This is a genomic window from Sphingobacterium sp. CZ-2, from assembly GCF_004526235.1.
GTDB lineage: Bacteria > Bacteroidota > Bacteroidia > Sphingobacteriales > Sphingobacteriaceae > Sphingobacterium > Sphingobacterium tenebrionis.
In genome coordinates this window covers 2,214,458-2,233,372 of the sequence record NZ_CP038159.1, presented here as the reverse complement: position 1 = coordinate 2,233,372, position 18,915 = coordinate 2,214,458, and the positions used below count along the sequence as shown (strand labels likewise).

The 18,915-nt window shown below is 38.1% G+C and carries 19 protein-coding genes; 12 read left to right on the top strand and 7 right to left on the bottom strand.

Annotation, left to right across the window (positions count from 1 at the left end):
• The first annotated feature begins 469 nt into the window (after positions 1 to 469).
• Positions 470 to 985: a phosphoribosyltransferase family protein gene (locus E3D81_RS09900; protein WP_099366342.1), complete on the top strand. Its 516-nt coding sequence runs from the start codon at positions 470 to 472 to the stop codon at positions 983 to 985.
• Positions 986 to 1,145: 160 nt separating this feature from the next.
• Here the strand turns inward: E3D81_RS09900 and E3D81_RS09895 are convergent, their stop codons facing one another.
• The 5 genes from E3D81_RS09895 to E3D81_RS09875 form a co-directional block, all read right to left on the bottom strand.
• Positions 1,146 to 2,447, bottom strand: coding sequence for a lytic transglycosylase domain-containing protein (locus tag E3D81_RS09895; protein ID WP_134777302.1), 1,302 nt, complete (start codon positions 2,445 to 2,447; stop codon positions 1,146 to 1,148).
• A 113-nt stretch (positions 2,448 to 2,560) separates the two neighbouring features.
• The gene (locus tag E3D81_RS09890) at positions 2,561 to 2,770 is read right to left on the bottom strand and encodes a twin-arginine translocase TatA/TatE family subunit (RefSeq protein ID WP_099366340.1); all 210 of its coding nucleotides are present in this window, start codon (positions 2,768 to 2,770) and stop codon (positions 2,561 to 2,563) included.
• Between the two features lie 75 nt (positions 2,771 to 2,845).
• Positions 2,846 to 4,123, bottom strand: a complete 1,278-nt coding sequence (locus E3D81_RS09885; RefSeq protein ID WP_134777301.1) for a murein hydrolase activator EnvC family protein — start codon at positions 4,121 to 4,123, stop codon at positions 2,846 to 2,848.
• A 108-nt stretch (positions 4,124 to 4,231) separates the two neighbouring features.
• Positions 4,232 to 5,017, bottom strand: a complete 786-nt coding sequence (locus E3D81_RS09880) for a DUF4292 domain-containing protein (RefSeq protein WP_245153189.1) — start codon at positions 5,015 to 5,017, stop codon at positions 4,232 to 4,234.
• A complete protein-coding gene (locus tag E3D81_RS09875; RefSeq protein ID WP_134777300.1) occupies positions 4,995 to 6,701 on the bottom strand; it encodes a tetratricopeptide repeat protein in 1,707 nt (568 codons plus the stop codon). Before E3D81_RS09875 ends, E3D81_RS09880 begins: the two co-directional genes overlap by 23 nt.
• Positions 6,702 to 6,863: 162 nt before the next feature.
• On the opposite strand from E3D81_RS09875, the gene rplM reads away from it, so the two are divergent.
• The 9 genes from rplM to E3D81_RS09830 all read left to right on the top strand — a co-directional run bounded on the left by rplM (position 6,864) and on the right by E3D81_RS09830 (position 15,789).
• Positions 6,864 to 7,307, top strand: a complete 444-nt coding sequence (gene rplM, locus E3D81_RS09870; protein WP_094255220.1) for a 50S ribosomal protein L13 — start codon at positions 6,864 to 6,866, stop codon at positions 7,305 to 7,307.
• 11 nt (positions 7,308 to 7,318) lie between these two features.
• Positions 7,319 to 7,705: a 30S ribosomal protein S9 gene (gene rpsI / locus E3D81_RS09865; RefSeq protein ID WP_099366337.1), complete on the top strand. Its 387-nt coding sequence runs from the start codon at positions 7,319 to 7,321 to the stop codon at positions 7,703 to 7,705.
• 18 nt (positions 7,706 to 7,723) lie between these two features.
• Positions 7,724 to 8,530 (top strand): 30S ribosomal protein S2, encoded by an 807-nt coding sequence (gene rpsB, locus E3D81_RS09860; RefSeq protein ID WP_099366336.1) that lies wholly within the window; start codon positions 7,724 to 7,726, stop codon positions 8,528 to 8,530.
• Between the two features lie 161 nt (positions 8,531 to 8,691).
• Complete coding sequence (tsf, locus tag E3D81_RS09855) at positions 8,692 to 9,528, top strand: translation elongation factor Ts (RefSeq protein ID WP_099366335.1); 837 nt, start codon at positions 8,692 to 8,694, stop codon at positions 9,526 to 9,528.
• A 119-nt stretch (positions 9,529 to 9,647) separates the two neighbouring features.
• Positions 9,648 to 10,727 (top strand): AI-2E family transporter, encoded by a 1,080-nt coding sequence (locus tag E3D81_RS09850; RefSeq protein ID WP_134777299.1) that lies wholly within the window; start codon positions 9,648 to 9,650, stop codon positions 10,725 to 10,727.
• Between the two features lie 116 nt (positions 10,728 to 10,843).
• Positions 10,844 to 11,587, top strand: a complete 744-nt coding sequence (locus E3D81_RS09845; RefSeq protein ID WP_099366333.1) for an SDR family NAD(P)-dependent oxidoreductase — start codon at positions 10,844 to 10,846, stop codon at positions 11,585 to 11,587.
• Between the two features lie 65 nt (positions 11,588 to 11,652).
• Positions 11,653 to 12,516: a methylated-DNA--[protein]-cysteine S-methyltransferase gene (locus tag E3D81_RS09840; protein ID WP_134777298.1), complete on the top strand. Its 864-nt coding sequence runs from the start codon at positions 11,653 to 11,655 to the stop codon at positions 12,514 to 12,516.
• 3 nt (positions 12,517 to 12,519) lie between these two features.
• Positions 12,520 to 13,122: an alpha-ketoglutarate-dependent dioxygenase AlkB family protein gene (locus E3D81_RS09835; RefSeq protein WP_134777297.1), complete on the top strand. Its 603-nt coding sequence runs from the start codon at positions 12,520 to 12,522 to the stop codon at positions 13,120 to 13,122.
• Between the two features lie 1,041 nt (positions 13,123 to 14,163).
• On the top strand, positions 14,164 to 15,789 hold the full coding sequence (locus E3D81_RS09830; RefSeq protein WP_134777296.1) for an ABC-F family ATP-binding cassette domain-containing protein: 1,626 nt from the start codon (positions 14,164 to 14,166) through the stop codon (positions 15,787 to 15,789).
• A 20-nt stretch (positions 15,790 to 15,809) separates the two neighbouring features.
• On the opposite strand, the gene E3D81_RS09825 is transcribed toward E3D81_RS09830, so the two are convergent.
• The gene (locus tag E3D81_RS09825; protein ID WP_134777295.1) at positions 15,810 to 16,100 is read right to left on the bottom strand and encodes a GNAT family N-acetyltransferase; all 291 of its coding nucleotides are present in this window, start codon (positions 16,098 to 16,100) and stop codon (positions 15,810 to 15,812) included.
• 83 nt (positions 16,101 to 16,183) lie between these two features.
• A complete protein-coding gene (locus E3D81_RS09820) occupies positions 16,184 to 16,534 on the bottom strand; it encodes a helix-turn-helix domain-containing protein (RefSeq protein WP_134777294.1) in 351 nt (116 codons plus the stop codon).
• Between the two features lie 291 nt (positions 16,535 to 16,825).
• Here E3D81_RS09820 and E3D81_RS09815 point away from each other — a divergent pair, with 291 nt between their 5' ends.
• Positions 16,826 to 17,590 carry a DUF3667 domain-containing protein gene (locus E3D81_RS09815; protein ID WP_134777293.1) on the top strand — a complete coding sequence of 255 codons (765 nt, stop codon included), beginning with the start codon at positions 16,826 to 16,828 and terminating at the stop codon, positions 17,588 to 17,590.
• A gap of 166 nt (positions 17,591 to 17,756) precedes the next feature.
• Entirely contained in the window at positions 17,757 to 18,869 is a 1,113-nt protein-coding gene (locus tag E3D81_RS09810) for a Fic family protein (protein WP_134777292.1), read from the top strand.
• The last annotated feature ends 46 nt before the right edge of the window (positions 18,870 to 18,915 follow it).

The following is an 18,915-nucleotide window of genomic DNA, read 5'->3' as shown; positions in this document are numbered from 1 at the left end:
TTTTAATATATAATATTTAAAAAATAAAGTCCGAAGGTGTTTACTTTCGGACTTTATTTTTTTATATAGCTAATAGATAATTTCATTCTTTCTCCGTCATTGCGAGGAGGCACGACGAAGCAATCTTCCCGCCTTAATCTTAACCTTTATTATCCATTTTCTTGCAACGGCTTCCAAGCTAGGTCTTCAAAATATGTTTTATTTAAGGTTAGAATCGTGGTTTAAGTAGGGTTAAAGCAGGGTTAAACCAACAAGAAAGTATGTAAAGCATACATTTTACATACTTTCAGTATCCTTTCAGTATGGTTTTACTGCGAAGCCAACCATAAAACATCCTTTACAAATTTATTTCTGGTCCCCCAATATACGACCTAGAAGTTTCAATATCCCAAAATAACAACATTACATTAGAGATGATGGGGATTTCTATAAAGTTTTATTAAATTTACCGCTGAACAAAAAAGGTAGCATGTCGTCTAAGAAAACACTTATTTTAAACAAAGATCAAATCCTTCAGAAGTCTAAACGTATCGCTTATCAGATCATCGAAGACAACTTTGATGAACCTGCCATTGTTTTAGTGGGTATTGCAGATCGTGGGTATGTTTTTGCTCAGCGTCTTCAGAAGCTATTGTTGGAGATTGCTCCGGATAAATCCATTGAGTTGATCAAGGTGAATATACAGAAGACCAAACGTTCTTTGGAGTCGACTACGGATGTTCCTTTGGAAACTGCGAAAAATAAGGTGGTTATTCTTATTGATGATGTTTTGAATAGTGGTAGGACTTTGGCGTATGGCTTGGGAGTGTTTATTAATGTTCCGTTGAAAAGAATGCGTACTGCTGTTTTAATTGACCGCAGTCATCATCAGTTCCCTGTTTTTAGTGATTATTATGGATTGAAACTTTCTACTATTCTTAAGGAGCATGTGGAAGTTCAATTGGAGGAATATGATAATACGGAGGATGCGGCTTATTTGTCGTAATACTTAGGTTATTGCGAGGAGATATATTCGTCATTGCGAGGAGGTACATTCGTCATTGCGAGGAGGTACGACGAAGCAATCTTTGAACTAATCGAAAGATTGCTTCGTTCCTCGCAATGACGATTAAAGGGTCGCAATGACGCGAAAAATCCTCTTAAATTTAACTATTTCCTTTATAAACCTTCAGCTTCTGGCCAATCCTTAAATTAGAGCCTCTAAGGTTATTATCCGACTTCAATCTACTTACCGTTGCCCCGCGATACTTCTGTGCGATATCCGACAACGTATCCCCCTTCCTAACCGTATGAGTAACATAACTTAATACCGTATTCGGTTTTGTCTTAACATTCGACTTCTTCGCTGCAGCAATATTTTTAGAGAATTTAGCATCAACCGCATATTCTTGTTTTATTTCCGGAACTACAATCTGGTTATTCAATGCAGCATATATCAATGAATCAGAAAAGTTTGCCTGATAAGGTAAAACCAATCTTCTTGGTTTTTCATTAGAAGCATACACTGTTCCTTTCTTATAAGCAGGATTAAACTCCTTCAACACCTCCAAAGACAAGCCCAAACTCCCAGCAAGCTTATCCAAGCTGATGGATTTGTTCAACATCATCACCTTATTATCCGCTAACAGATTTGTCTTCTGCGGCTGCAAACCATATAATTCTGCATGGTTCAAAACATAAGTCATGGCCACATATTTAGGAATGTAATTTTGGGTCTCCTTAGGTAAGAATGGAGATAATTCCCAATAGCTCGGACTGGAGAGTCCCGACCTTTGTATAGCACGCCTTACACAGCCCCTACCACAATTATAGGAGGCTAATGCCAACAACCAATCATTAAATTCGTCGTAAGCTTCCTTTAGATAAGTTGTAACAGCATAGGACGAAGAATAAACGTCCTTTCGTTCATCATAACTACCATCCATGGCTAAGTTATAGATCTTGGCTGTTCCATAGATAAACTGCCAAGGACCAACTGCACCAGAAGTAGAAACGGTATGTGGATTCAGGGAAGATTCCACAACGGAAAGATACTTCACCTCTTCAGGTATCCCCTGCTCTTCAAAGATCTTATCATATATCGGGAAGTAATATTGGCCTAAACCCAATAGCTTCTCCATATAAGGCTTATAATTTCTGGAGATATATTTATCCAGATAAGCCTTCACCCGTTCATTGTATTCCAAGGGAATTGTTTTCTGGATGCGCTGAATGCGCTGTGCGATGAGTATATCCTCATTACTGAACTCGATGGCATGTCCATTTACGGATTTAATGGAATCCAGCTGTTGCATGATTTCCTCTTTTCCCTTTTCAACCTGGACAATAAATGCCTGTTGAATATTATCCGAAAATGCAGATCCTTCTGTGGTTATTTCTTGGGCTTGGCCTAGATTTAGAAAAACACCTAGGCCTAAAGTGACTAGGAAACTAATCTTTTTGTTCATACGCAGTAAAGTACTGTTAAACTTAATTTTAGTTCTTCGTTTAAAAACAAAAAGGTTCTATAAAACAATTTCTGTTTTATAGAACCTTTATTACATGTGGTCAACTAGCACAATTAAGCTTGTGTTTTGTTGGTATTATTTTCTGTTGATTCTTCATCTTTAGCGTTTGGATTTTCCTTTTGGCCATCTTTGAATTCTTTCACGCCACGACCCAATCCACGCATCAACTCAGGAATTTTCTTCCCCCCAAATAACAATAACACTACGACCACGATGATGATAATCTCGTTTGTACCTAAAAATAATAATCCTGATGTGTACATATTTTTAATAATTAACTAATTCTTCCTTAATGTAAATCTAACAAATATAGCGATAAAATCACAAAATCCCTGTAACTATCTTGCTATCCATTGTGACGGATTTACAGGGGTTTGTCCCTTGTAAATACTCAAATCCATGAAGGAATAACCTTCGTCTGGATCTGAATCCGCGGAACCAATTACCGTACCTGTAGAAACCTTCTGTCCTTTACGAACAGATGCTGATTTTAGGTTGGAGTATGCGGTAAAATACTCACCATGTTGGATGACAACCGCGGTTCCACCCATATTCAACACCTGGATAACGGTTCCTTCAAAAACGGCCTTAACCGGAGCTCCTTCTGATGTTCGGATACGGATATAATCATAGAAGTCATGAACGTTCCGTTCTACCACTACATTTCCATAATTACGAACAATATTACCTTGTGAAACTGGCCAAGGAAGTCTACCTCTGTTCGAAGAGAATCCAGCAGATAATTTAGCTGCTTCTGGCGTATTGTTCAAGACTGACGATCCTGTTTTCTTTTCGATTTTCTTTTCGGCTTCTGCTACCGTTGTACCGGATTTCTTAGCTTCTGCTTCTGCGGCTCTTCTACGACGCTCCTCTTCCAATTTACGAGCGGCTTCAACCTCACGGGCGATCGCTGCCTTCATGGCTGCATCAATACGTTTTCTTTCTTGTTGCTTTTTGGTCAGCTGTCCGCGGAAACCACGTTCTTCGCGTGCCAATTTGTTCAACTCTGAAGAATGGGCTGCCCTATCCTTCGCGATAATATCTCTTTCCTTTTGTTGTTCCTTTAATAGGTTCTGTTGGGTCTGTTTATCACGCTGAAGTTGCGCCAACTTTAACTCAATCTCCTTTTTATGTCCTTCGATTTCTGACACTTTAATCTTCCGGGCATCGGTAAATTGTTGAAGGTACTTAATACGTTTAAAAGCTTGGTTAAAATCTTTTGATGCGAATATGAACATCATCTTATTGTATCCGTTCTTATTTCTGAAAGCGAACAAGATCATCTTTTCATAATCCTGCCTCATTTTCTCGAGCTCTTCTTTCAGTTTATCAACGATCTTATTATTGGATGCAATATTATTGTTGATGATTCGAAGTTCACTATTGATGGTTCCGATTTTATTTTCGCGAAGGTCCAATTGTTTACTTAGCGCGGCAACTTCACGTTGTGAAAGTAACTTTTCGGCAGTTTTGGCTGTCAATACTTTCTGAAGTTGGGCAATCTCTCTGTCTATTCTTTCCCGCTGTTTCTTCAACTCCACACTACTTTGACCGTAGGAAAGGCTAATTAAAAAAAACAGGGAAAATATGCTTAATACAATCTTTTTAAAATCCATGAACCGCTAAATTCTATCTTGTCGTTTTGTTAAAACTTCCAAAAATAAGGATATACACAATACGAAAACAAAAAAAACTATAATTTCTTTATTAAATGAGGTTTATAATTAATTGATAACCTTATATTTTGATGGTACGTTAAAGGGCATTTCGTTCGCAATATTGAATTCAGCCCTATTATAAGCCATATCTGCTGAAACCTTTGCACCAGATCCCTCCACATTTAACGTGAAACGCTGCGGAAAATTGTAGGCTCCGATCATGGCATAGTCTGAATAATTGGCTTCCAGTTTATTTGTCTTCCCCAATTCCATTAAATTAAAATTAAATGGTCGATTCTGCGCATTTACCCCATAATGGAAAGTCAATCCTTCTTTCACACCGATGATCTGTATATCATCCGTAGAAGTTGCAACCTGCAATTGATCGGTCCTCAACATCTCCACCGATATATTACCCACGAGTATATCTTCCAACATCCTGTAGGAGATCCCTGGGTTGGTGTATTTATAGATATAGGAGAATGGTTTCTTAATATACTCCCCTTGCAATTTATTCATGATCTTAACGCTATCTGGTGTGATCATCACCCGGGCAGCCTCGATGCCTAATAAGGCCGTAACAGAAATCCATATGGCTTTACCCCTATCGATCCGAATATTCAAGGTCACATTTTGATCTTCTTTGCCCATCACGACTTTTGCTTTTGCACGACCGTTGAAGGTGTGGAAATCAAGATTACTCAATTCAAAATTTCGGAGCAATTCTTCATTATTGCTTGCCTTTGGCAAGGTAGGGTCTGTTTTTACCGTTTGTTTCTTGCTTCCACAGGCATTCATCAGCACCGCCAATACCAAAAGGAGGCTGATTTTATTCAATATATTTCTTCTCACTAATCTTCTGTTTTATTTTTTCTTTATCTACGGAACTATTGTCGCTCATGGTCAACGCTTTTTCCCATTGTTTTATTGCTTCCTTATTACGGCCTAGTTTCATGAGGATATCCCCATAGTGTTCGAACAGAACGGCAGATCCTTCGGAATTCTTAACCGCCTGCTCTATCCAGTACAAGGCTTCCTTGAATTTTTCCTGCTGGAACAACACCCATGCATAGGTATCCTGGAAAGTGCCTGATTTTTGGTTGAGGTCATTGGCTTTGGCAGCATGTTTAGCCGCAACATCCAAGTTGGATTTACGGAGTGCTAAGTAATAAGCATAGTTATTCATAGCTCCTACGTTGGTAGAATCCAATTTGATTGCTTCCTCATAAGCGACATCCGAGGCTGAGGTCATTTTCAATTCGTGGTAAAGATCACCTAGGGATGTGTAGATGGTAGACTGTATAAAGGCGTTTTCATTTTCGCTCTGGTTCAAAGCCGTTTCTAAATATTTTCTTGCATTCTCAAAATCCTTCTTCACCAGATTAGCGACACCAATATAGTAGGTCAGCATGACATTTCCTGGATTTAATTTAAGACCTTCTTGTCCATCTCGGATGGCTTGATCCGTATCTCCCGAAGAAATATTCAATTCCACCAACTTTCGCCATGCGTCTATTAACTGCGGTTGCATGGAGACTGCGGTAAGGTATAGGGATTTCGCCTGGTCCAGCTCTCCCTTTTGCCATAACACATCCCCTTTGAACATGTGGGTATCTGCTACGCGTGGATGCTTTAGCACCAGGATATTGGCCAATTCTTGCTTTTGATCCAGATTGAGGTTTTGGTTGATGGACATGACATTGTACATCACCCGATGTTTATCAAAATAACCGATGGAACTTGATTGAAAACCTGTTTTGAGGGCGTCATAGGCAAGTTTTTCCTTTTTTAGATCTACATAGGCGTCGGCAAGATCAAAGTAAAGCAGATCATCCTTTGTATTTTCCAAGCCTTCCATCAGGATCTTAACAGATTCATTTGGTTTATTATTTTCTAGGTTCAGAAAACTTAATGCACTATAAACTTGTCTAATGGGGGATTTCTTCTGCCTCCATTTTCCCAAGAGCGTTGCTGCTTCCCCATCTTTATCCATATCCATCAGAATCTCCGCTTTTAATACATCCAGGGTATCCGATTCTCCGAATTTAGCATTGCTCAGTTCAATAACCTCCAAGGCTTCATCTGATCGTTTTGCGGCATGCAATAGCATCACTTTTTCCCTGTAAATGGCAGAGGACTTATCGTTATTTTCAAGAACTTCGTCTATCAATCCAACAGCGGAATCCAGATCCCCACTACTTTTGTACAGTTCTAACAGGTGATTTCTATAAATGAGATTTTCTGGATCGTTGTTCACGGCCTGTTGAGCAGCAGGAATGGCCACATCAAAATTCCTAGCCTGGGCATACAATAATGATTTGGCATAGAACATCTCCGCACCTTTAGGGTATTTCTGAAGAACCTCTTCAATTCCGGCCAAAGCTGCGGGGATATCACCACTCTTTAATTTAGCTTCAATGGCTTGAAGCTTTTCTTTGTATTCTTTATTATCTTTCAAATCTTGAGCAAACACGAATGTCCCCAGCAACAACATGATACCCACCATCCAAAGCCTGCGCAAAAATATTTTCTCCATTAGTTATATTCCATTAAGGGTTTCAGCTTATAAAAGACAAAACTACCAAAAACAAGGTAGGAATTTATTTTGGAAATTGAAAACAAATATCTTACCTTTGCAGACCTTATTGTAGTGATTACAGAAGGATTAGAAAAATATTAATTAATTAAATAAAAGCAAGTGAATACGTTAAGTTACAAAACTGTCTCTGCTAACAAGAACACCGTTAACAAAGAGTGGATCGTTGTTGACGCTGAAGGCGAGATTTTGGGGCGCTTGGCAAGCGAGATCGCGAAAGTGATCCGTGGAAAACACAAGCCTTCATTCACCCCACACGTAGACTGTGGAGATAACGTGATTGTTATCAATGCAGACAAAATTAGATTGACTGGAAACAAGTTGGGCGACAAAGTATATGTTCGCTACACAGGCTACCCAGGTGGTCAACGTTTCGTTTCTCCAAAAGAGTTAATGGCAAAACACCCTGAGCGCATCATCGAGAAAGCGGTACGCGGGATGTTACCTAAGAATCGTTTAGGACGTCAATTATTCAAGAATCTTTATGTTTATGCTGGAACTGAGCACAAGCATGAGGCACAGAATCCAAAACCAGTTAAATTTTAAGGAGAACGACTATGTCAACAACTAACACTTCAGGAAGAAGAAAAACTGCTGTTGCCCGCATCTACTTAACAGCTGGCAACGGGAATATCACTGTAAACGGTAAAGATTACAAAGTATATTTCCCAACATTACCATTGCAGTACATTGTTACCCAATCTTTATTGGTAGCAGAGTCTCTTGCAAATTTTGACATCAACGTTAATGTTCAAGGTGGTGGAGTTAAAGGTCAAGCAGAAGCTGTACGTTTAGCAATTGCTAAAGCGTTAGTAGAGCTTAACCCAGAAGTAAAACCTGCATTACGCGCTAAAGGTTTGATGACACGTGATGACCGTATGGTTGAGCGTAAGAAACCAGGACGTCGTAAAGCACGTAGAAGATTCCAATTCAGTAAACGTTAATATCAGGAGGATCAAAAAATGGCAAGAACAACATATCAAGAATTATTGGATGCAGGTGTTCACTTTGGTCACCTTACTCGTAAGTGGGATCCGAAAATGGCTAAGTACATTTTCATGGAACGCAACGGTATCCACATTATTGACTTGAACAAAACTCTTACGAAATTGGATGAGGCTGCTTCAGCTATCAAACAAATCGTAAAATCAGGTCGTAAAGTATTATTTGTAGCAACAAAGAAACAAGCAAAAGAAATTATCGCTGAGCAAGCAAAAGCAGTTAACATGCCTTTCGTAACAGAACGTTGGTTAGGTGGTATGCTTACAAACTTCGCGACAGTACGTAAATCAATCAAGAAAATGTCAAACATTGATAAGATGCAAAAAGATGGCACTTACGATGTATTGTCTAAAAAAGAGAAATTGATGATTCAACGTGAGCGTATCAAGTTAGAGAACCTTTTAGGAGGTATCGCAGACTTGAACCGTTTGCCAGCAGCTTTGTTCATCATCGACGTTAAGAAAGAGCATATTGCTGTTGCTGAAGCGATGAAATTGAACATCCCTACTTTTGCAATGGTTGATACAAACTCTGACCCTACCAACATTGACTTCCCAATTCCTGCGAATGATGATGCGACAAAATCCATCAGCTTAATCGCTAGTGTAATCGGAAAAGCAATCACAGAAGGTTTAGAAGAGCGCAAGCGCGATAAAGAAGAGGACGCGGAAAAAGAAGCTGCAGCATCAAAAGCAGCAGTTGACAATGGTGAAGCTACAGAAGCTACTCCAGGAAAACGCACTCGTAAAGCAAAAGACGTAGAATAATATATTCTATTAGATAAGCCGGATAGACAAGTGTTGGTTTCTGGAAGATGAGCTTCCTTTTACCTCCCCTGTCTGTCCGGTTTTTTTTAAATTAACATACTGTTATTCTTTCAAGAACGGAATGTTAACACTTCAATCGTAATTTTAAAAAAAAATATACTATGTCAGTACAAATTTCTGCATCAGATGTAAACAAATTGCGTCAACAAACTGGCGCTGGTATGATGGATTGTAAAAAAGCTTTGATCGAAGCAAATGGAGACTTCGAAGCAGCAGTAGATTACCTTCGTAAAAAAGGTGCTAAAGTTGCAGCTAGCCGTCAAGACCGTGACTCTAACGAAGGAGTAATCATTGCTAAAGCAGCAGCTGATGGTAAATCAGGTATCGTTGTTGAAGTAAACTGTGAGACTGACTTCGTAGCTAAAAATGCTGACTTCATCGCTTTCGCTGAATCAATTGCTGATGTTGCATTAAACAACGCACCTGCTTCATTGGAAGACCTAAAAGCATTAGAAATCGGTGGAACTAAAATCGCTGATTTATTGATCGACCAAACTGGTAAAATCGGAGAGAAAATCGAAGTATCTAAATACGAAGCTGTAAATGCTGAGAAAGTTGTTGCTTATATCCACGGTAACTACCGTTTAGGTGTATTGGTAGGACTTTCTGCTGATGCTGATGGTGTTGAAGAGGCTGGAAAAGACGTAGCTATGCAAATCGCTGCTATGAACCCAGTTGCTATCGATAAAGATGGTGTTGATTCAAAAACTATCGAGCGTGAATTAGAGATCGCTAAAGATCAAATCCGTGCGGAAGGTAAACCAGAAGAAATGGTTGAGAAAATCGCTGCAGGTAAATTGAACAAATTCTACAAAGATTCTACTTTATTGAACCAAGAGTTCGTAAAAGATTCTTCTAAAAATATTGCTCAATTCTTAGATACCGTAGCTAAAGGATTAACAGTTACAGCTTTCAAACGCGTTCAATTAGGCGCATAAGCTTAATCTTATACAGAAGAGCTCCATCTTTTTGAGATGGAGCTCTTTTTTTATACAAAAGATTCTTCTTGGCAAGAATTCCTTAAGATTTGCTTAAATTGCTTAGGAAATCGCGCAATATGAGAATCAAGCAAATCAACAACAATTCCATCAACCAGATCATGTTAATATTGATTATTATCCTGATCGGTATCATTATTTTCAAGAACCTTTTTTACTACTTGCCAGGATTTCTTGGTGCCATCACCTTATATATTTTATTTAGAAAGAACTTTTTTTACCTAACGGAAGTTCGGAGAGGCAACAAAACGCTGACCAGCATTATGTTCATTCTCTTATCCATTGTTTTTATTGTTTTGCCGATATGGGCGATCGTAGATTACCTGATTCCTCAGATCACGTCTTTTTTAGGGAATACGGACCAGATCGTTTCTCAATTCAACCTGTTGAAAGAATACATGGCAGACAAGCCTTTTCTAAAGGATATAGACATGTCTGATGAGGCTTTATTGGCCATGTTGCAACGGTTTACGAAATATGTGCCCAGCATATTGAATTCCGTGGCTGAGGTTGGTGTTAATATATTGGTGACCTTCTTTGTACTGTATTTTATGCAGGTCCATGGTCGCAAGATGGAAGAATATATCATTAAAGCTATTCCCTTTTCTCCAAGGAGTAAGGATGAGATCTGGCATGAGGTAGATTCCATGGTGAGATCGAATGCGATCGGTATTCCAATCCTAGGGGCATGTCAAGGGGTAGTTGCTATGCTGGGGTATTGGATCTTTGATGTGGATAATTTCATTTTGATGGGCATCTTAACAGGAGTAGCATCCATTGTACCGGTATTAGGTACCATGACCATCTATATTCCTTTAGGCATCATTACTCTGGCTTCTGGACAGACTGGAAATGGCATTGGTATATTACTTTATGGTCTAATCCTAATTGGAAGTATCGATAATATCCTCCGATTTACCATCCTGAAGACCTTAGGCAATGTTCCTCCATTGATAACTGTATTTGGGGTGTTATTGGGATTAAAAATGTTCGGCATGTTGGGTTTGATTTTTGGTCCTTTGATCCTTTCTTCGGTAGGTGTTTTGATCAAGGTTTATAGCAATGAATATGGAAGAGGGTCGGCTATTATTCTGGATGACGGTTCAACAGATTTTCCGCGAAAGGATTTATCAAATTAATGTAAGCTTGTTTGGTATTCTTCCTTGGAAAGTCATAATCATTCTTCGTAGTGATTTTGATCACAGTTTCCTAAATATTAGTTGCTTAAATTAGGAATATAAAGAAAGCAATACTTATGAAACAACTTGAAAACAAAGTAGCCATCGTAACTGGGGGAGCCTCAGGTATTGGAAAAGCCATTGTAGAATTATTTGTTAAAGAAGGTGCCAAAGTGGTGATATCGGATCTCAATGATAAATTGGGCAATGAACTGATCAACAATTTAGGAGAAGGAAATGTGATCTTCATCAAAGCAGATTCTGCCTCTCCGGAAGACAATAAGAAAATTGTGGAAGCTGCCATCGAAAATTTTGGCGCATTACATATCGCAGTGAACAATGCAGGAATCGGTGGAGATGCCGCAGCAGTTGCTGACCTATCGATTGAAGGTTGGAAAAAAGTTATCGACATCAACCTGAATGGTGTATTCTACGGTATGCATTATCAGATTCCTGAAATTGAAAAAGTAGGTGGTAGCATTATCAATATGGCATCCATTTTAGGATCTGTTGGCTTTGCCAACTCTTCGGCCTATGTAGCTGCAAAGCATGGTGTTGTTGGATTGACCAAGGCCGCAGGATGGGAATATGCCACCAAAGGGGTTCGTATCAATGCCATAGGCCCTGGATTTATTTCTACCCCATTGGTTGATAATGCGATGGATGAGGCTAGTTTGAAATTTTTAGAAACCCAACATGCCTTCCAACGCTTAGGTAAACCAGAGGAAGTAGCCGAGTTGACCTTATGGTTGGCATCAGAAAAATCATCCTTTGTTACAGCATCTTACTACCCAGTGGATGGTGGATACTTGGCTAAATAAGTTTTTAGCTAAACATTTAGCAAGAATCGGATTTTATAATTGTGGGAAAGGTTGGAAATTTGAGTATGGAAAGAACACAACAAGAGATTAATTATAATCGGATTGCAAAAGCTATCCAATATTTACAAGATAATTTCCAACAGAAACCCAGTTTGGAGGATCTGGCCGAACATGTACATTTAAGTCCCTATCATTTTCAGCGGCTTTTTAGTGAATGGGCAGGCACAAGTCCGAAAAAATTCCTTCAATACTTACAATTGGATTATGCTAAAAAATTATTGCGAGGAAAAGAACACAATCTTTTTGACACCCATATCCTAACCGGTGTAAGCAGTACCAGTCGGTTACACGATCTTTTTGTACAGATTGAAGGTATGAGTCCGGCTACTTTCAAGAACGATGGCCAAGGATTGCTGATCAAGTACAGCTACCAGCCTAGTCCATTTGGGATGTGCCTGTTGGGTTCAACCGAAAAAGGGCTTTGCTATATGGCCTTTGTATCGGAAGGTGAAGATGGTTTGCTAGAGCTTAAATCGAGATTTAAGCAGGCGGATTTCAAGGAAATGGAAACATCCTTCCACAGCGATGCGATGCAGATTTTCAATGGTGAGGAAGCTTCGCTTTCCAACATCAAATTGCATCTGAAAGGCACTCCTTTCCAATTAAAGGTTTGGCAAGCGTTATTGGAGATCCCTTCTGGGGAGTTAAGGACCTATCAGTCTATTGCCGATAAGATCAACCATCCAAAAGCATCGAGAGCAGTAGGAACAGCCATTGGACAAAATCCGATAGCATTTCTGATCCCCTGTCATCGGGTGATCCAAGGTTCTGGTAAGTTGGGTGGATATCGATGGGAACCGATCCGGAAATCTGCCATCATTGGATGGGAACAAGCGCAATTATATCCAGAAAATCAACCTTCGGTTTAAGATATGATGTTATTCAATTTCGCAGATCCTGAGAAGAATTTGTTGCCCTATGAAGGTACGGTGCATTATTATGGCGTTATTACAGATAAACAGCGCTATTTTTATGATGCGTTATGGCATGAAATTGCTTGGAAGCCTGATCAGGCGGTGATTTTTGGAAAGCATATCGAAACGAAAAGAAAGGTTGCCTGGTATGGAGATCGGCGCTTTGAATATACCTATTCAGGCATTCAAAAAGTTGCCCTGCCTTGGAATGATGTTTTATTGGACCTTAAGCAGCTGGTTGAAAAAGCATCAGGAGAGACTTTTAATTCTTGTCTTTTGAATCTCTATCACGATGGATCGGAAGGTATGGCTTGGCATAGTGATGGCGAAAAAGATCTCAAAAAAAATGGTGCTATTGCTTCCCTTACTTTTGGGGCGGAAAGGAAGTTCTGCTTCAAGCATAAAGAAAGCAAGGAAAAAATTGATATCAACCTTGAAAATGGCAGTTTATTGATCATGAAAGACCAGACGCAGACTCATTGGTTACATCGGCTCCCTCCTACCAAAGTTCCGCATGGTCCTCGGATAAACTTGACTTTCCGAACGATAGAGAACTTATAGACATTCAGGACGATGGAAAACTGATATTCTGAAGGTTACTGATTCCGCTTTTACCAGTCGCTCTTACAGATTCCTTAACATGTATGTAAATAAAAATAGTCCATTAGTCAAAAATATACAATGTCAAAGTGTTTTCTATTAAATATAGGGACTCAACATTTTAAAGAAATTGCCATATAAATAAAATTGTTAATCCTATTTGCACAATTAACAAAACATTGTTTATTGGCACCTTACTTCTTGCAAAAACAATTATTGAAAATACAGATAAGGCTATCAAAACCAATTCGAAATAAGAAAAAGGAATAAATTTTTTAAAAAAACTAACTTAATCCTCATATAAATCATATTTATTAAACGCATAAATCCATAAGCCTAAGTAGCATACGTTAAGCAGAATTGCAACATAAGAAACAATAAATGGAGATATTTTTTTCATTATTAATAGATACTTAGTTTTTATTATTTATTGCAAAAATCCTCCTTTTTACAACCCCATAAGCAATACCAATAATCGCAACATACACAAACTATTTCATGCACTAAACAAATATTATCCCTGAAATAACAGCATCCCTCAATATTTTAGACTACTAATAATGATGTTAGAGTAATTTTATATCTTCTCATAATTTATTGGTTATAAATTTATTAATATTTAAGTATAAAAAACATCCATATATTTTTATATTACATTTTATTAGTTCTCATCCTAATATACTACGACTATTAATTTTGGACTTTCTTCTATAACCTCGTCGCAGTTTCTATTCTTGGTATCGTGCTTTTTCTGTAGTTGGGTTTTCATTTGCCCAGCATGTTCCTCGGATAAACTTGACTTTCCGAACGATAGAGAATGCTTGGACCTTCGGGATGATTGATAACGCCTAAATCTGAGGGTTTTCAGATTTTAAATTAAATAGCTACCTTTGTAGCACACGAAATAATTCCATATGTAATAAATAAATCTTTCCGCATTTGATTCCGTTAGCTCTTTAGCGAGCTCTCATTTCATTATTTCACCCCTTAGCGAAAAGATTTATGTTTATATTACAACAAGCAACTTATATACATCCAAATAAAGATGTTCTGTTCGAGAACATCAATTTCATTATCAATAAAAATGATAAGATTGCCCTTATCGGGAACAATGGTGCAGGAAAATCCAGTATCCTAAAGATTATTGCTGGTAAACTTCCCTTGTCCTCAGGAATGATAAGCTGTTCTTCAAAACCGTACTACATTCCGCAGACCCATGATGAATACCATGAACTAAGTATTGCTGAGGCATTGGGTATTTCTGGTAAATTGCGCGCTTTACATGCTATCCTGCAGGGAGAGGCGACAGCGGAAAACATGGAACTTCTTCAAGATGATTGGACTTTGGAAGATCGCTGTGAACAAGCTTTAGAAAAATGGGGGTTATCTGGACTGGATCTTGAGCGAAAATTAGCCAGTCTGAGCGGAGGCCAAAAGACCAAGGTTTTTTTGGCGGGTATAGAAATCCAGGAGCCGGAATTTATTCTGATGGATGAGCCAAGTAATCATTTAGATCAAGATGGCCGCAAATTACTCTATGATTTTGTCGAAAAAACCAACAAAACCCTTTTGATCGTCAGCCATGATAGGCAATTATTGGAATTGATCCCACAAATAGCAGAGTTAAGCCGTGATGGAATCCGCTTATACGGCGGCAATTACAGTTTTTTTGCCGAGCAAAAGGGAATTGCATTGGATGCGCTGAACCATCAGGTACAATCACAACAAAAGGAACTCCGCAAGGCTAAGGAAAAAGAAAAAGAAGCGATAGAAAGGCAGAATAAATTGAATGCACGGGGCAAAAAGAAACAGGAAGGTGCTGGAATGCCAAAGATCATGATGAATACCCTTCGCAATAAAGCTGAAGGCAGTTCCTCGAAACTGAAATCGGTACATGAAGAAAAAATATCGGGTATCCAAAGCCAATTAACCAGTTTAAGAAGTATTCTCCCTGAAATAGATCAAATGCAATTCGGGTTTGAAAACTCTGATAGTTATCGTGGTAAATTACTTTTAGAAGCCCAGGAAATTAATTATAAGATTCCTTCAATTGATGCAATAAATGATTCTGAAGCCAGTAACAGCGGAAGATTTCTTTGGAAGGAAGATCTTTCTTTTCAGATCCGGCATGGTGAAAGAATTGCTATTAAAGGATTAAATGGCTCCGGTAAAACTACCTTGATCAAGATTTTGTTAGGTATTTTGGAACCATCCAAGGGAAAGCTCCTTTCCAATAGTAAAAGATACGTCTATGTAGACCAGGAATATTCTCTTATCAGGGCCAATCAATCCATCTACGAAATGGCACAACGATTTAATCATGCTGGCCTTCAGGAACATGAGGTGAAAATTAGGTTGAATCGTTTTCTTTTTGATAAGGAAACTTGGGAGAAATCCTGCCTGTCCTTAAGTGGAGGCGAAAGGATGCGATTGTTATTGTGCTGTCTGAATATTTCCAATCAAGCACCAGATATCATGGTCTTGGATGAACCAACCAACAACATAGATCTTCAGAATATCCTTATCCTTACAGAAGCCATTAAGCAATTTCAGGGAACTTTACTACTGGTTTCACATGATGAGGTGTTTTTGCAAGAGATAGGAATTGAAAGGGAATTGATCTTATAAAATGAGCTAATAGATTGACCTTATAGATTCGGATGGTAATCTCTATCAATTTGATCTTTTAGTTCTGGATGCTTTTGGACATACTTCGCAACAAAGGGACAATACACCATGACTTTTTTACCCCTCGCCTTGGCAAATGCAAATGCTTGCTCTGCCAAGGCAGAAGCTACTCCTTTTCCCTTCATGCTATCCGGAACTACCGTATGCATCAAAGCAATATCTTTTTTATAAAAGCGATATTCCAATCGTGCGATCTCACCACCTTCCCTATATTCGAATTGTAGGTTAGTTTCATTGTTTATTATTTCCATAGCATTTGGTTTTTAATAATATTACCAAAAATTTAACAACTCAACAGTAAATTGGTTGTTAAATTTTAAAATGCACTAGCATATTAAATTTTTATATGCTTGAGAATATAGGCTGTGGGTGAGATTCCCTGTATTTGTCTAAAATTATTACGAAATGAGGATTTTGATCTAAATCCAGATTCGTAAGCTAAAGCCATAATATTTAATTCACCTGCATTTATCCGGTCAATTTGAGAAATAAAGTATTCTATCCGAAGCTGGTTAATATATTCATAAATCGAACCTTGAAAATGTAGTTTCAAGGCCTTTTCTAAATGATAAAGGGAGGTATCCAGGCTATCTGCTAATTTTGTCAATGTAAAATCCATATCTAAGTATGGTTTCTCTTGTATCAAGTGGGCTATAATCTGCTCGTTTAATTCCAGATATTTCACAATTCAAATATTAAGTCCGTATTTAATTACCCAATATTACTTATTTTGAATTAATTTATCTTTAAAAGAATTATAATATATTGTTTATTAATTTATTAAATGATTATATCGATATGCTGTAAAAAATTCAGCAGTCATAGTTCTGAACACGAAATCCTTAATAATTAACTAATGCCAGGTCTAAGAGATGTTCGATTTAAGAGAAATGAATTTTATCTATTTTTTCCGAAAGGAAAAAACTTCTTTCTTACTTGATTTTTTTATATTTAGTTAACTAACTAAATAAACCTTATGCCATATCGAGAGGAAAATGCCGTATGCCTAAATTGCCAATTTAATTTCAAAGGAAATTATTGCCCCCATTGTGGACAATCCGCACATGAACACCGAATCGATGCGCATTATTTCCTACATGATATCCCGCATTCCGTTTTCCATGTGGATAAAGGCTTTTTCTATACTTTAAAGTGCCTTTTCACAAAGCCGGGCGTAATGATTAAGGATTACCTTGATGGAAAACGTGTACCCTATTTTCGGCCATTCGCATTTGTCTTGATCATGACGACCATTTGTTCCTTGATCATTAAAGGTATACACTTATGGATCGATAAAATTCAACCTGCTGCGCATGCTGATCAACTCATCGGACACGGATTCCTAGGGAAATATTTTAGTGTTCTCATTTTTCTTATGATTCCCATTACCAGTCTGATAACCTGGATTACTTTTTATAAACATAAATACAATTATTGGGAACATTTCCTTGCCAACACCTATATCGCTGCGCAACTCAATATTATCCTCTTGTTGATAAATGTATTGAACCTATTCATGGTGGTTTTCCAAATTAACTTTTCTAAGGATGGGGTCAATCTGTTTCTTACATTTTTTATGATCCCCTTTTTATTTTTATTTGGCAGCATCTTCGGTTTTCTAATGATGCATGAGAAACGGTCCAGATTGTGGATTGTAATCGCCAAGATTATTGGGATGAATTTTGTGCTGGCATCCCTGTATATCTCCCTCATGAATTATTTTGATATCATCAATCTATAAGTCAACTACTTTTGCTAATAGCTGACGATGTTTTACAATCATCCAAATGAACACTTAATTAAAATGCGTCCATTTTTTTATTAAAAATGGACATATCATAATAATATGTCCATTTTATTTCTTTATTTTGTACATGTGTCCAGTATCAGTCTAAAATTGAACATATATGGCATACGATAGAACAAAACCTTTCAATGATCTTCCGCTCCTGCCTCCGCAGAACATTGCTGATGACGTAGATATTCTGAAAAAACTGGTCACGGCATCTCGAGCATTGGCAAGCGTAAATAGTAATGTACAACGGCTGCCCAATCCCTATATGCTGGTCAATACGATTGCCCTCCAAGAGGCCAAAGCATCATCTGCTATAGAAAATATCTTTACAACAGAAGACGAACTTTATAAAGCAGTATCGGATACCGTCCAGGAAAAAAATGCGAACCCTGCTACAAAAGAAGTTTTGAGGTATAGGGAAGCGCTTTGGGAGGGATATCAACGTGTAAAGAAAAAAAACAATATCGATCTTGAAAGTATAATTGCTATTTTCCAACAAATCAAAAATACATCTGGCAGCATACGCCCAGCACATTCCCTAACGGTCATTCAACGTGGACAAAGCGAATTTAGATCAGGAGAGATTATATACACTCCTCCAAGAGGTGTCGGCCTTGTAGAACAACTAATGGGAAATCTATTGGACTACCTGAATGATGAAAAGCTGTCCGACACGGATCCATTACTTAAAATGTGTATTGCACACTATCAATTTGAAGCCATACACCCATTTCCAGCCGGAAACGGTCGTACTGGCCGGATTTTAAATTTACTTTACTTGGTCAATAAAGGTTTATTGGAGCAACCTGTACTGTATCTTTCTAAGTACATTATTGTCCATAAAGATGATTATTATTATAATTTAGGTGCCGTAACTCAGCGTGGGAGCTGGAAACCATGGGTACTCTTTATGCTGGATGCTGTAGAAAAAACTGCACTTTTAACCAATCAACTCATCAACGGTATACTGGATCAGATGGAAACTACATTGGAATACGGCAAATCGAATATCAAATGGTATAATAAAGAAGTAAATGAACTGCTGTTTAGTCAACCATATATCAAACCAAAGTTGATCGGCGACATACTCCAGGTATCCTCCAGAACAACTTTGACAAAATATGTCAATGAACTTGTTGGAGCGAGAATACTCACTCCGTCAAAAGAAGGACGAGAAGTTTTTTATATCAATAATGATTTGATACATATTTTAGAAGGTCAATAATGACCTGCCGAAAAGCACCCCAACAAAAAAAGGAAAGCCTTTTGGA

Excerpts from the sequence above, each read along its gene's own strand:
- E3D81_RS09900 (WP_099366342.1), top strand. The coding sequence starts at position 470 with ATGTCGTCTAAGAAAACACTTATTTTAAACAAAGATCAAATCCTTCAG.
- E3D81_RS09895 (WP_134777302.1), bottom strand. The coding sequence starts at position 2,447 with ATGAACAAAAAGATTAGTTTCCTAGTCACTTTAGGCCTAGGTGTTTTT.
- E3D81_RS09890 (WP_099366340.1), bottom strand. The coding sequence starts at position 2,770 with ATGTACACATCAGGATTATTATTTTTAGGTACAAACGAGATTATCATC.
- E3D81_RS09885 (WP_134777301.1), bottom strand. The coding sequence starts at position 4,123 with ATGGATTTTAAAAAGATTGTATTAAGCATATTTTCCCTGTTTTTTTTA.
- E3D81_RS09875 (WP_134777300.1), bottom strand. The coding sequence starts at position 6,701 with ATGGAGAAAATATTTTTGCGCAGGCTTTGGATGGTGGGTATCATGTTG.
- rpsI (WP_099366337.1), top strand. The coding sequence starts at position 7,319 with ATGTCAACAACTAACACTTCAGGAAGAAGAAAAACTGCTGTTGCCCGC.
- rpsB (WP_099366336.1), top strand. The coding sequence starts at position 7,724 with ATGGCAAGAACAACATATCAAGAATTATTGGATGCAGGTGTTCACTTT.
- tsf (WP_099366335.1), top strand. The coding sequence starts at position 8,692 with ATGTCAGTACAAATTTCTGCATCAGATGTAAACAAATTGCGTCAACAA.
- E3D81_RS09850 (WP_134777299.1), top strand. The coding sequence starts at position 9,648 with ATGAGAATCAAGCAAATCAACAACAATTCCATCAACCAGATCATGTTA.
- E3D81_RS09845 (WP_099366333.1), top strand. The coding sequence starts at position 10,844 with ATGAAACAACTTGAAAACAAAGTAGCCATCGTAACTGGGGGAGCCTCA.
- E3D81_RS09840 (WP_134777298.1), top strand. The coding sequence starts at position 11,653 with ATGGAAAGAACACAACAAGAGATTAATTATAATCGGATTGCAAAAGCT.
- E3D81_RS09835 (WP_134777297.1), top strand. The coding sequence starts at position 12,520 with ATGATGTTATTCAATTTCGCAGATCCTGAGAAGAATTTGTTGCCCTAT.
- E3D81_RS09830 (WP_134777296.1), top strand. The coding sequence starts at position 14,164 with ATGTTTATATTACAACAAGCAACTTATATACATCCAAATAAAGATGTT.
- E3D81_RS09825 (WP_134777295.1), bottom strand. The coding sequence starts at position 16,100 with ATGGAAATAATAAACAATGAAACTAACCTACAATTCGAATATAGGGAA.
- E3D81_RS09815 (WP_134777293.1), top strand. The coding sequence starts at position 16,826 with ATGCCATATCGAGAGGAAAATGCCGTATGCCTAAATTGCCAATTTAAT.
- E3D81_RS09810 (WP_134777292.1), top strand. The coding sequence starts at position 17,757 with ATGGCATACGATAGAACAAAACCTTTCAATGATCTTCCGCTCCTGCCT.